This window comes from Stenotrophomonas sp. SrG, assembly GCF_050031795.1.
Classification (GTDB): Bacteria; Pseudomonadota; Gammaproteobacteria; order Xanthomonadales; family Xanthomonadaceae; genus Stenotrophomonas; species Stenotrophomonas rhizophila_A.
Genome location: NZ_JBNBBE010001499.1, coordinates 1 through 233, shown reverse-complemented (window position 1 = coordinate 233; position 233 = coordinate 1). Strand labels below are relative to the sequence as shown.

Sequence of the window (233 nt, the reverse complement as noted above, 5' to 3'; positions counted from 1 at the left end):
AAGTGCAGTACGGCCGGGCCATCCTCGGTGGTCAGGTGCACATCGTCGCCCACGCTGGTGGCCGGCCACAGTCCGAACACCGCCTTGGCGGTCAGCCAACGCGCGTCGACGATGCGCTTGAGCATCGCGCGCGCATCGCGGTACAGCTCGCTGGCCTGGGTGCCCACGATCGCGTCGGTGAGGATGGCCGGGGACTTGCCGGCCAGTTCCCAGGCCTGGAAAAACGGGGTCCA

Annotated in this window: 1 protein-coding gene; it reads right to left on the bottom strand. The window is 68.7% G+C overall.

Annotated elements, in window-relative coordinates; translation table 11 throughout:
- The coding region (locus ACQG3P_RS24370) for a vitamin B12 dependent-methionine synthase activation domain-containing protein (protein WP_426806490.1) at window positions 1-233 on the bottom strand (233 nt) is incomplete at both ends.